We start from the raw sequence: 12,907 nt of genomic DNA, 5'->3' as shown, positions 1-12,907 counted from the left end.
GCGGTTAAAAAGAGTTATACGGTGATCATCAGGGAGTATCAGTATTAGAGCTACGGGATAAAATACCAATGATAAACTCTATCGCCTGTTCAGACTGATAGGAATTATGTGCCGACTGCACAACCAGCTCCTCCTTTGCCAGCGCCAGATGTGCACTGGAATAAGGCACAACCGTATCATTTTGCAGCTCGCAATTTTTAAGCGCGGTGCATTGGGCTAATTTTGCATTGCCTATGACCGAATACACCGGCACACTGAACGGCAACTGATTCAACGCCTGGGTAAGAGGATGACGTGGAGACAGCACTTCCACACTGTTAGGGCCACCACCGCGCATATAGCTTCGCATCGCGGGTTTAATATCTTCTCTGGTTAATGCCAGCCACATGTTACCAAACACTTTTTTAATGGCTGTTGGCAAAGTAATCAGCGCTGACGCCAACCGTCCGACCCAACTATCAGCGGTATCAGCCCCCCGATGCGGCGTATCCATAAATATCGCAGTTTTTACATAGGGTCTGGCATTAAAGATAAAAATATCCTGCAAAGTCTGTCTTGTTGCGTCATCTACCGGCAACTCTGCCGGCACTTTGTAAAAGGTGCGATCCCATAACTCGCTGCCGCTGCTTTGCACATAGGTTTTACTGATAATGCCGCCCATACTGTGTCCTATCAGCACCATATTGTTTGCCGCAGGTGCCTGCAAGTCCGGCGAAAGATACTTTAGCAACTCGTCGGTACGCCGCCTTAACCGCATGGCATTAAAAAATGGCGGCGGCCCTGATGGATAAAACGCATGCCATACCTGATAACGGGCAGCCAACTTGGGGTTTGACAGAATAGCCCAGCTCAACCGCCGCCAGATCAACGGGCTTGAGTTCAGACCATGGATCATCAGTATAGGTATCTTATCCCGCTGCAATGGCTCAATAGCATAAATGCCAAGTTTATCTTCGACCTTATCTGCGTTAAACAGCCCGGACTGTTCCAGCGTGTCGACAACTGCCACTTCAACAAGACATAAATATGCGGCCGCCGGGTCGTAATTCAAAGCGTAATGCTTACTGCCAAATGTCCAGCCAGTGCGCAAACCGTCATCAATTTCTGGTTGCACTGCACGCAGTGTCAGCACAGGTAATACCGGATCAGAGAAATCTAACGCCACCGGAAGTAACGTTAGTGGCCGGAAAATCCCTTCTGGTGGATAGTAACGATCCAGCTCGGTTTTGCTGTTCGCTCGCTGGCCAACAACACTGATACCGACACCATTACCTTGCTGGCGCTGAATGAAAGGGTCATAAGCGTTAAGATCTGCGCTGATAAACAGCTGCTCAAAAGCAAAGCCGTTCTCATCTGTGTCCAACTGCAGTTTTAACACCAGGTTCAGCGCACGGGTATCCGTTTTAGCTACTGCCGCACGTGCTAAGGGCATCAATGCCTGGTTATAGTAAGCAATAGCTTGTTGCTGCTGCTCAAACGTCAGCTCTTGTGCCAACCAGCGCTCAGCGCAGCTTAACTGCAACAAAAATAACTGGTAGCCGGACGTCTGCTGTGAGGTAAGTTGCAGGCAGTAATCTGCTATAGCGCTGTCCGCTACCTGCTCCAGAGCAATATACTGATATGCGAGAAAGCCATTGATGGCTTCCGTTTGTGCTGGTGCGGCCTTGCGCCAGTAAATGTATTTCCCCTGGCTACATGCCTGACAAGCCAGCACGATAACTAACACTGCTAGCCACCGCCAGTAGCCTTGTTGCTGTCGCATTGAAACTCCTGCAATTATTTTCAAAAACCCAGCAGAACTCCACTATGCTTAGCACTATAGCACTGTTATCTGTCAGATTTTGTTGTATGGAAAACTCATTTAAATACTATGCAGAAAAATTAGCTGCATTTGCAGATGTCAGCCGTGATGGCTATGCCATTCTCACCGCTGATGACAGGCTGCTATGCGCTAACCGAGCATTTATGGACGTTTTTTTCGTAGATGAGTCTAAACTTATCGGTCAATACTTCAGCGACATTATGCGCAACGCTTTTCATACCAGTAAGGGCCCACGTATTGATGCGGATAACATAGACAGCTGGCTACGCCGTGTGCAACAGCTGCGTCGCTCACGTGATTTCAGATTATTTGAAGTAGATTTAGTTGATGGCCGCTGGTTTTTATTCTCTGAGCAAACGATGCCTGACGGTGAAATGCTGCTGCAAACCAAAGACATCACCAAACAAAAAATAATGGAGCAGCATTTAAACGAGCATGCCCGCCGCCTGACAGATTTAGCACTGACAGATGAGCTGACACAGATCGCTAACCGCCGTAGTTTTGTTGCGTCAGTACAATCCGAAATAACCCGTTGTAGCCGGCAACAGTGTGCGATGGCATTTTTTCTGCTTGATATCGACCACTTTAAAACGATCAATGATACCTATGGTCATCAGGCCGGCGATGCTGTGCTGCGTCAGCTTGCTGCGCGGGTGAAACGTACGCTGCGCGAATATGATATTTTCGGTCGCATTGGCGGAGAAGAATTCGGCGTCTTTCTGGCTCAAACTAACAGGGAAACAGCAGAAGAAGTTGCGGAACGATTGCGGCAATTAATTGCACACGAACCATTCTTTATCGATGGAAGGGAGCTCAATATCACACTTTCAATTGGCATAGCGCTGGCCAGAGACAAGACCAGTTTCGAACAACTTTATGCTGATGCAGATGCGGCTCTGTACCAGGCTAAACATAGCGGCCGCAATAAAGTTATTGTCGCCGAATACTGTATTATCCTGTAGTACTCAATAATACAGAAGCATCTTTACTAGCAGGGGCACCGCTATGAAATTTGAAATCGGTATCTGCTGTAAGAATAAGTTCAGCCTCAATGTTGCCAAAGAACCGGATACGTTCACTGATATCATTGCCGGCAATCTGTTGGGCCAGACCCAGATAGTCCTGATAATGCCGGGCTTCAGAGCGTAGCAACGAAATATAAAAATCGGCAATGGTCGCGGGCAGCAGTGGCGCCAGACAAGCAAAACGTTCACAGGAGCGTGCCTCAATATAAGCACCACAAATCAGCTTATCTATCATGGCTGCCGGTTCGAAAGTACGGACATGCCGAAGCATACCTTTGGCGTAACGGCTGGACGTGATCTTCTGATACTCAATGCCATGTTGCTGCATAATTTCCAGTACCTGGTAAAAGTGATGCAGCTCCTCTTTAATCAGCAGCACCATTTTATCAATCAATTCCTGCGCGTACTGGGAACTGGCTTTAGGCAACATCGATTTCTTTAAGCTCAGAGCAGCCAGTTCGCGCCAATCACCTTGCTGGCGATACGTGAAGTCTTCGTAGGGTTTCAGCCACTGCAGTAACGCTTCGCTACTTTGCTCATCAACTGCATAACGGCGAATAAGATACATAGCGGATTGCGCGGCTTTGAGCTCACAAATCAGATGATCATGCAAAAGCACTGACAAGTTATATGGTTTTACCGCCTGTTCCAGCCAACTGTCTGGGGTGACGCAGTGCAAAAACTGCTGCACCGGCTCAATTAGCCGTTGGATCTCTGAACTTATCATCTGCTAGTCCGCAAAAAAAGATGCCGCGTATTATAGCGGATAGGGTCGCCGCCACCAAGTATCAACCAACGCACCTTGTCATGGTCAAATTTTCAACAACAGCTTGACGAAGCGCATTCTATTGGTCATAACTGATACAACGGTGACATAAAGTAGCCGGGTAGTTCAGACGTAGTGACAAGGATAATAATTATGATATTGAATCACTTATGGGGACTGTATGCACATCCGAAAGAAGAATGGCATACGATAGATGCAAGACATGAAAGTTTTCGTTATAGCTTAATCCACATACTACTGGTAGCACTGATACCGTCAGTCTGTGCTTACTATTCTGCAGTCTATCTGGGCTGGAGCATAGGTGCCGGTGAGCGCATTTTATTAACTCACGACAGTGCAGTAATGATGTCTGCCGCTATGTATGTTGCGTTAATTGGTGGTGTGTTCGCTTTGGCATTACTGGCCCACTGGATGGCGCATACATTTGGTGCAGAACCTACCTACACACAAACACTGGAGCTGGCGGCTTACACCTCTACGCCACTATTTATGGTGGGTTTTGCCGGTTTGTATCCTGAGTTGTGGGTCGTCATGACTGTCGGATTAATAGGTCTGACGTACTCAGTGTATTTACTCTATGTCGGCGTACCCATTCTGATGCATATACCGGAAGAACGCGGCTTTATTTATGCCAGTTCTGTTGTCACTTGTGGCTTGGTGCTGCTGGTGTGCATTATGACTGCGACCGCGATTTTATGGAGCTCAGGTTTCGGTCCAATGTTTACACATTAAGTACAGTGATAGTAAAAAGGGAGCCTTAGCTCCCTTTTCGCATTTATTAACCTTCGTTATAAGTTTCCAGGTTGGTAGCCATCGCGGCACCAAGCTTGGCTTTGGCATCATCGCTGCGCATCTGATCAAGCAGGTTCAGGTAATCCTGGTCGATATCGTTGGTCACGTAGTTACCGTCAAACACGGATGTTTCAAAGCGTTTTATCTCTGGGTTCGCCAGCCGAACAGCTTCAATCAGATCCGGTAATGACTGAAAAATTAAGCCATCGGCGCCGATAATGTCACAAATGCTTTCAACATCATGACCGTGAGCGATTAGTTCGTTTGCAGATGGCATATCGATGCCGTACACATTTGGAAACCGTATCTCAGGCGCTGCTGAGGCAAAGTATACTTTTTTCGCCCCGGCTTCACGTGCCATGTCGATGATCTGCTTAGACGTTGTACCGCGCACAATAGAGTCGTCAACCAGTAGTACATTTTTATCTTTAAACTCTTGCTTAATAGCGTTGAGTTTACGCTTTACAGATTTCTTGCGCGCTTCCTGCCCTGGCATAATGAAGGTACGGCCAATGTAGCGGTTCTTCACATAGCCTTGCCGATAAGGCAGACCAAGCTCAGTTGCGATTTGCAGTGCTGCATCATTGCTGGTTTCAGGAATTGGGATCACCACATCGATATCCAGATGCGCCCATTCACGTTTAATCTTTTGACCAAGCATAGTGCCCATCGCTACGCGCGATGCGTAGACCGAAATATTATCAATAGTAGAATCCGGGCGGGCAAAATACACATATTCAAAAATACAGGGCGTATAGCTTGGGTTTTCCGCACACTGAAAACTGTGTAGCTCACCCTGCTCAGTAATATATACCGCCTCTCCCGGCGACACATCACGCAGTACGGTAAAACCGTCCGTATCCAGCGCTACGCTTTCCGACGCCACCATATACTCTGTGCCAAGCTCTGTCTCACGCTTGCCCATCACCAAAGGACGGATACCATTAGGGTCACGAAATGCCAGTAAACCATGGCCAATAATCAGGGCTACAACCGCATAGCCACCTTTTACTTTCCGGTGAACGTTAGCAACTGCACGGAAAATATGTTCCGCCTGTAGCTCCATAACACCACTGTTATGCAGCTCATGCGCCAGCACGTTTAACAACACTTCTGAATCAGATGTCGTGTTTACATGACGCCTGGCTACGCGGAAAATATCTTCTTTTAGCACATGCGAGTTTGTCAGGTTGCCATTGTGCGCCAGTGCAATACCAAAAGGGCTGTTAACATAAAAGGGTTGAGCCTCAGCTGTGCTGGACGATCCCGCCGTTGGATAACGCACGTGACCAATACCAATATTACCTGCCAGACGCTGCATATGACGCGCTTCAAAAACGTCTTTTACCAATCCGTTAGCTTTACGTAGACGTAGGGTGTTGTTATCAACGGTAACAATACCGGCAGCATCCTGACCGCGATGCTGTAGCACTGTTAAACCATCGTAAAGTGCTTGATTAACCGGATATTTCCCAACAATACCAACAATACCACACATGGATTTTTCCTCGCCAGCGTTAAGGCTTTTGCATAAAACTGGAATGGTTCTGCAAGTACTCGAAGAACCATTCAATGATAAAACCAAATTCAGGGACCAACACAGAGCTCTGCCACCAGTCTGCCGATGCAGCCGGAGTAAAAGCGTCCATAAAGAACAGAATAGCGCTAACAACCAGCACGCCGCGCAATGCGCCGAACACCAGCCCTAACAAGCGGTCAGTACCAGACAAGCCGGTAGATTGCACCAGCTTACCAACAACAAAATTAATCAGAGCGCCCAGAACCAGGCTACAGATAAACAAAATCGCGATAGCAGATGCGTTGCGCAGGGTTTCATCCTGCATAGAAGTAAATAAACCTGCCAGATGCGGGTAATATTGGCTGGCAATAAAAAATGCCAGGATCCAGACCGCCAGCGATATCGCCTCTTTAACAAAACCACGCACCAGACTGATAACAGCTGATAACGCTATGATTGCCAGAATGGCAAAATCAACCCAGACCATTTGCTACCAAAGGTTGCTTGATGACGGCGCGCATTCTATCAAACTGAGCGCCCGATTGGCTATCTATTTTCTGTTGGCTGGTAACTCATCACTGAGAGGCGCTCGATACCGGTTAACTGCTGCAGCTTAGGCAGTTGCTGTTCCAGCTTTTCCTTACGCAGCTCAGGCCCCACCAGCACGCTGGTCAGCCGGATACCTTCAGAACTGGTAATATTACGGGTAAAAGTCACAAAACCGGCCTGGCGCAGTTTTGCCACCAGCGCATTGGCGTTTTGCTCTTTACTAAATGAGCCGACCCGCACCACCCAGCCCGATTGAGCCAGTGCAGGGTTAGTTTGCGGCTGCACCTTTTTCTCTGTAGTAGGCGCAGTTACCTGAGCATACTGCTGAGTAGGCAACTGCTCTGTAGCGCCATTGTCCCCGGCATCCAATGGTTTTTCATCCATAGGTTCAGCAGTTAGTTCCGTTTCAGCCTGGGTGAATACCTCAGGTTCCAACACTTGCTGTTGTTGAACTCCCTGAAATTCAGGCCGGTTAGGGATCACCTTAAAATCATCTTTTACCACCTGCTTCTCGCCATCCAGCAAATCCGGCAGGAAAATAATACCAGCCATAACCAGTATCGCAGTTCCAAGTAACCGATGTTTAAATGCGGGTGTCACTTTGCCTCCAGATGGTCAGCCAACACGGCAGACACGGTGAAAAAAGAACCAAACACAACTAATAACTCGTCCGGCTGTAAATTAGCACGAATATCACGATAGGCTTGCTGTACGTCACTATACAGCTGAACGTCTGTCAGAGCACCAGCAAGCGAATCCGCCAGCTGCTGAGCCGATGCGCCTCTTGCCCCGCCTAAGCTTACAAGATGCCATTGATTAAACAAGGACGTCAAGGGTAACAGAGTTTGTTGAATATCCTTATCTTTTAACATACCACACAATGCCCAGATCTGCCGGTACTGTGGTTTTAGTTTGCGCAGCTGCTCTGCCAGATAGCCAGCAGACTGCGGATTATGTGCCACATCCACGATAATTGCAGGCTGTTGTTGTAGCCATTGCATACGCCCGGGTAGGGTTAGTCCTGCCAGCACTGATGATAAATCCGATGGCTCCGGCAGCAAATTAAGGCACTCCAGTACAGCCAGTGCGCATGCAGCGTTCTGAACCGGCATCGCAGGTAAAGGTAACTCGCGGTACGACGCAGTGTCGCTATACCACTGCCAGCTATTGGCAGCTTCGCTATAGTGGTAGTGTTCTTTTACCTGTCTGACGTGACATGCCAGCAAGGCAGCATGTTTTAGCACAGAAGCTGGCGGGCTCAGGTCGCCTATTACAACCGGCTGGCCATGTCTGAAAATACCGGCCTTCTCAAAGCCAATACTTTCTCTGTCGTTACCGAGCCAGTCCTGATGATCTAAATCGATGGTTGTAATAACACTGATATCAGGGCTGATAATATTAGTTGCATCCAAGCGACCGCCCAGCCCAACCTCAATCAGGCAAAAATCCGGCTGCTTAAGTTGCAAAATTCTAAATGCGACCAGAGTCGTGAACTCAAAATAGGTCAGTGCGATTTCACCGCGTAACCGTTCAACAAAAGCAAAAGCCTCTATCCAGTCGTTGTCAGACAAGTCAGCATTATTGACACGCAAACGCTCGTTAAAATGTAACAAGTGCGGTGAGCTGTACACACCTACACTGTACCCCTGCGCCAGTAACAGCTGTTCCAAAGCCCGCGCCGTAGTGCCTTTGCCATTGGTACCACCGATCAAAATACTTTTACCCGGCAAGCTTTGTAAACCTGCGCGACTGGCAACGCTCTGGATACGTTCTAAACCCAGTTCAATTTGATGTACAGGATGGCTTTGCTCTATATAACAAAGCCAATCGTCCAGAGTCTGGCACGATTGGCTGGCTGGTGTAGCTACAGACATGAATCCCTTAAGCGGCGTCGTGCTCCGACACCGGAGCAGGCAACTGCATAAACTTAGCAACTAATCGCGCAATTGTATCGCGCATTTTGCGCCGGTCAACAATCATGTCGATAGCACCATGTTCAAGCAGGAATTCACTGCGCTGGAAACCTTCCGGTAACTTCTCGCGCACAGTTTGCTCTATTACCCTTGGACCAGCAAATCCAATCAGTGCTTTTGGCTCGCCAATATTGATATCGCCCAGCATGGCCAAACTGGCTGATACCCCACCCATCGTCGGATCCGTCAACACTGAGATGTAAGGTAGTCCCTGTTCACTCATCTTAGCCAGTGCGGCGCTGGTTTTCGCCATCTGCATCAGTGAAAACAATGCTTCCTGCATCCTTGCACCGCCACTGGCAGAGAAACAGACAAAAGGAACTTTATGCTGCAAAGCATGTTCCACACCCGCAACAAACTTAGCACCAACAACCGATGCCATCGAGCCGCCCATAAATTCAAATTCAAATGCCGCAGCGACAATCGGCATACCTTTTAAGGTACCATGCATCACGACCATGGCATCTTTCTCATTGGTATCTTTTTGTGCAGCGGCGATACGGTCTTTATAACGTTTGCTGTCTTTAAACTTAAGCAGATCTTGTGGTTCAAGCTCCGCAGCCAGTTCCTTTACCGCCCCAGTGTCTAAGAAGCTGGTCAGCCGGGCACGGGCCGATACCCGCATATGATGGTCACACTTAGGGCAAACGCCCAGATTTCTGTCTAAATCGGCTTTATATAAAACCGCCTCGCACGAGGTACATTTTGTCCAGACACCTTCCGGGATATTTCGACGCGCGGAAGAAGAGGATGTTCTGGGCAGGATCTTTTCTAACCAACTCATATATATGTCCTATTGCTGGCAACACCGCCTGTGGCCATGTTGAAAAAACGTTAAACAACGCCAAAATTCAGTAAACCGGCGCTATTAAAGCATAAAACCCCATATATCGAATATAGAGAACTGGTCTTAGTAGTGACAGTTAGCGTGGTAAAAACAGCGGACCAGGTTCCGTTTTAGGTATGCCAAATTGGTCCGGATAATCCACATCCACCAGATAAAGACCGCCTGGCTTAGCGGTTGCCGCAGCTAAATTACGATTTTTCGCCGCCAGTAACTCAGCTATCCACTCAGGCGGCCGGTTTTTCATACCGACTTCCAGCAGGCTACCGGTAATGTTACGTACCATATGATGTAAAAATGCATTGGCTTTAATATCCAGTACAATGTAATCACCACTGCGCGCTATCGTTAAATGATGCACATTACGAAACGGGCTGTGCGACTGGCATTGTATTGCACGAAATGAGCTAAAGTCCTGCTCACCAAGTAAATAAGGCGCAGCTTGCTGCATCAACTCAATGTCAAGCGTCTGATGATAGTGACTAAGCCCGGTGCGCAAAATAGCAGGCCGGTACCTGTGGTTGTATATGATGTAGCGGTAGCGCCTTGCTGTTGCGCTAAAGCGGGCATGAAAATCATCAGCTACGGGGGTCGTCCAGCGCACGGCTACTGCGTCAGGTAACTGAGCATTAGTCCCCATTACCCAGGCTTTATTATCACGAATCACCGTCGTATCAAAATGCACTACCTGCCCTGTGGCGTGCACACCGGCATCAGTGCGCCCGGCACAAAACAGCTCCACCGGCTGATTGGCAACTTTTGACAACGCAGTTTCCAGCTCCTGTTGCACGCTGTTTACTTCACGCTGGCGCTGCCAACCATAAAATGCTGAACCGTCATATTCGATACCCAGTGCAATGCGCATGCCGTCCCCTCTTGATAAAACGGCGGCGATTATAACGCATGCCTGTGGTTATTACAGCGCTTGCTACAATCTTACTGTCTAAGACTTTGAGCTTCCGCTTTAACGTTGTCCGGCGCGTCTGACGCCAGAATATCATCAAGCAGTAAGTCAGCGCTCTCACGATCATCAATCTCAATATAGGCCCTGACCAAATCAAGTTTCGCTGAATAACCATTATCTTCGCTGTCTACGTCTCGTCTTTCATGCTCGCCAATGATATCAGCATAGTCTTCCAAACCCACATCCACGTTCAATTGAGCAAAGCGGTCAGGGTCCTGCTCCTGCAGTTCCGCATTAGCCAGTAAACTGTCTATTTCGACAAAATCTTCGTCACCAAAATCAAAGCTGTCATCATGCTCTGCATTTGAGATGACCGCATCATTGGCTTGGTTCTCAGCAGGCTCTGCGTCATCCAAATTATCCGCCATGGCTTCTAATTCAGTCATCAGCGAATCAAACTGCGTATCCGGCATCGGGTCCAGCTCAGGTTCAGTTCCGGCTGCCGTCTCATCTTCTACAGTTAATAAATCTTCCTCTGTCAGTTCATCCGGATCCGTCAGTAAAAGCTCAGGCTCTAAATCATCAGGCAGAGACAGTGCCGATTCTTCGTCCTGCGGAACATCCGCATCAAGTTCAAGCTGCGGATACTGATCTAGTATTTTACTCGGATTTTCAACAGACAATGCAGCATCTGTCGGTTGACTCACCGAAGCATCATCTGAGGTGGTCAGATCCAAAGATGCCAGTGCAGTATCTTGCTCTTCCGACTCAGTGACATCCAGCAGTTCGTCCTGACTACTAACATCCCCGTCGTCGCCATCAAGGTCAAAATTGTTATCAGTGGCGCTCTCAGCAGCAGCCTGTTGATGGTTGTCGGGAAGCGTGTCCTGCACCTGATCAAGCAGTTCCGCCAGCTCTGCACTTAACAGTGCTTCCTCACTGTTATCAAGCTCTTCCACATTGGTCGTTGATGTCGAATCATCACTTTCAGCTACCAGACTTTCCGCAAATTCCTCCAACTCGGAGCTGTCGAAACTCTCTATATCAGTCACATCAGTATCACTGCTATCTGTAACATCTACTTCTGCAGCTTTACTAAGATCTGCCTCTGACGACTCCTCTGCTAACGCCATGTCTGACAGGGCCTGGCTCAATTGTTGCTCTTGAGTAACGGCAGGTTCGTCAGGCTCGTCAGGCTCGTCTAAATCAATTTCCTCGATCAGTTCATCAACGTCAAATTCATCCGGCAGCACAGGATCCTCAAACGGATCCGCATCAGCAGTATTGTCTTGCGCAGTAACGTTTTGTTCCGCTTCGACTTGCAAGCCGATGCTGTCTTCTTCATCAGCAAGCTCTATTACAACATCATCATCATCTTCAGCTGCCAGCAGCGCAGATAAGTCGGTATCAGACAAAATATTGTCCGGGTCAAATGCGTCTTCTGGCTCGGGGGCGGCATCTTTGTCCGGGCGCTCATCAGATGGCAGCAGGCTATCATCTTCAAAGGACAAGGTGTCGTCGAATTCCTGCAGCTCGTCACTAAGATCTGGTTCTGCTAAGTCCGGGCCCGCACTAAAGGCATCCTCCAGCAAGGCGTCGTCAATCTCAAACAGGCTCTCATCCAGGTCGTTGTTATCGTCCAGTGGTGGCAAAGGCGACTGATAAGAGGGGTCTGGCATCGGCTCTGTGGTCGCTGCATGAATAACCTCTTCAGTTTGCCGGCTACGTTTTTTCACCCATAGCAAAATACTAAATAGCACCAGCAAGGCAGGAATACAGGCCGCCAAAACCCAGGCAATAGGATTTTTAAACCACTGCTGCCAATCTACCCCCTCTGCTGCTGCAGCTTCCTGCTCTGCTTTTGCCTGTAATAGCTCTGATTGCTGAGCAAGCAGTTGGGATATTTGCTGTTGCAGTTCGCTGTCTTCACCCAACTGAGATTTTATTAGCGCCAGCTCTTGCTCGACTTTACTCAAGCTGGTTTTAAGTTGCAGATTCTCAGCGACGATTGCTTCTACTTGCTGCATGGAGTCAGCGAACTGACTACGAAGACTATCCAGCTCCATACGTTGCTGCTGGTCAATTCTGGTCAATTCCTGCTGAAGCTTTTGTGCATCGTCAGTTGAGGGCGCTGCTTTTTCCGGTGCTGCCGTCGTTTGTCTGGCAGCGGCATTTTTTTGCCGTGTAGCCCACTCTTTATCATCACGTTCTGACTTATCCCGTGCGGTATTCAGATCAATCTGCTGAATTTCCTGCAAGCTGGGTAATACCAGCACGGAACCCGGGCGAAGATGGTTCAGATTGTTATCCAGAAAGGCATCCGGGTTTTTCAGATACAGCGCATACATCACCTGATAAAGGCTGATATTTCCTTCTGGTTTAATGCGCTCGGCTACCCGCCACAACGTATCAGAGGGGCTAAGCGGGCCTACCGTTAATGGCGCTGGCGGTACATCTGTGCTGCGCGGCCCACGAATTTTTGTAGTTCTTTCCTGCGCCAGCGCACATGACGAAAAATTGACGAGCACGGTAATAATGAGAACAAATAACACTGGCATTAAAAGCTTCCTACCCCAATTCAGGCGCATATGTATAAGATGTCGGCAGCAACAGGTACCGGCTTTAATTATGTTGCAAACAATGTTCCAACTTTACAAGCCCGTTCACTGCACGGAAATATAATGCACTGATA

General features: G+C 48.4%; 11 protein-coding genes. 2 read left to right on the top strand and 9 right to left on the bottom strand.

The window, feature by feature from the left end; genetic code table 11:
* Positions 1–28: 28 nt before the first annotated feature.
* Positions 29–1,762: an esterase/lipase family protein gene (locus AC5SV9_RS16530; protein WP_475148655.1), complete on the bottom strand. Its 1,734-nt coding sequence runs from the start codon at positions 1,760–1,762 to the stop codon at positions 29–31.
* Positions 1,763–1,848: 86 nt separating this feature from the next.
* On the opposite strand from AC5SV9_RS16530, the gene AC5SV9_RS16525 reads away from it, so the two are divergent.
* Entirely contained in the window at positions 1,849–2,784 is a 936-nt protein-coding gene (locus AC5SV9_RS16525) for a GGDEF domain-containing protein (RefSeq protein WP_475148652.1), read from the top strand.
* Here the strand turns inward: AC5SV9_RS16525 and miaE are convergent.
* Complete coding sequence (miaE, locus tag AC5SV9_RS16520; RefSeq protein WP_475148648.1) at positions 2,774–3,574, bottom strand: tRNA isopentenyl-2-thiomethyl-A-37 hydroxylase MiaE; 801 nt, start codon at positions 3,572–3,574, stop codon at positions 2,774–2,776. The genes AC5SV9_RS16525 and miaE overlap by 11 nt on opposite strands.
* 192 nt (positions 3,575–3,766) lie before the next feature.
* Between miaE and AC5SV9_RS16515 the strand changes: the two genes are divergently transcribed.
* Complete coding sequence (locus AC5SV9_RS16515) at positions 3,767–4,366, top strand: Yip1 family protein (protein WP_475148646.1); 600 nt, start codon at positions 3,767–3,769, stop codon at positions 4,364–4,366.
* 46 nt (positions 4,367–4,412) lie between these two features.
* On the opposite strand, the gene purF is transcribed toward AC5SV9_RS16515, so the two are convergent.
* The 7 genes from purF to AC5SV9_RS16480 all read right to left on the bottom strand — a co-directional run bounded on the left by purF (position 4,413) and on the right by AC5SV9_RS16480 (position 12,773).
* Positions 4,413–5,924: an amidophosphoribosyltransferase gene (gene purF / locus AC5SV9_RS16510; RefSeq protein ID WP_134056265.1), complete on the bottom strand. Its 1,512-nt coding sequence runs from the start codon at positions 5,922–5,924 to the stop codon at positions 4,413–4,415.
* A 19-nt stretch (positions 5,925–5,943) separates the two neighbouring features.
* Positions 5,944–6,432: a CvpA family protein gene (locus AC5SV9_RS16505; protein WP_134056267.1), complete on the bottom strand. Its 489-nt coding sequence runs from the start codon at positions 6,430–6,432 to the stop codon at positions 5,944–5,946.
* A gap of 59 nt (positions 6,433–6,491) precedes the next feature.
* Positions 6,492–7,094, bottom strand: a complete 603-nt coding sequence (locus AC5SV9_RS16500; protein WP_475148642.1) for an SPOR domain-containing protein — start codon at positions 7,092–7,094, stop codon at positions 6,492–6,494.
* Positions 7,091–8,368 carry a bifunctional tetrahydrofolate synthase/dihydrofolate synthase gene (folC, locus tag AC5SV9_RS16495; protein ID WP_475148640.1) on the bottom strand — a complete coding sequence of 426 codons (1,278 nt, stop codon included), beginning with the start codon at positions 8,366–8,368 and terminating at the stop codon, positions 7,091–7,093. Before folC ends, AC5SV9_RS16500 begins: the two co-directional genes overlap by 4 nt.
* A 7-nt stretch (positions 8,369–8,375) precedes the next feature.
* A complete protein-coding gene (gene accD, locus AC5SV9_RS16490) occupies positions 8,376–9,251 on the bottom strand; it encodes an acetyl-CoA carboxylase, carboxyltransferase subunit beta (RefSeq protein ID WP_475148638.1) in 876 nt (291 codons plus the stop codon).
* Between the two features lie 139 nt (positions 9,252–9,390).
* Complete coding sequence (gene truA / locus AC5SV9_RS16485; RefSeq protein ID WP_475148636.1) at positions 9,391–10,176, bottom strand: tRNA pseudouridine(38-40) synthase TruA; 786 nt, start codon at positions 10,174–10,176, stop codon at positions 9,391–9,393.
* 71 nt (positions 10,177–10,247) lie between these two features.
* Positions 10,248–12,773, bottom strand: coding sequence for a FimV/HubP family polar landmark protein (locus AC5SV9_RS16480; RefSeq protein WP_475148634.1), 2,526 nt, complete (start codon positions 12,771–12,773; stop codon positions 10,248–10,250).
* Between the last annotated feature and the right edge of the window lie 134 nt (positions 12,774–12,907).

This window comes from Rheinheimera sp. ATLC3 (assembly GCF_059429535.1).
The sequence above is the reverse complement of the archived record's forward strand: the minus strand, read 5'-3'. Positions and strand labels throughout refer to the sequence as shown.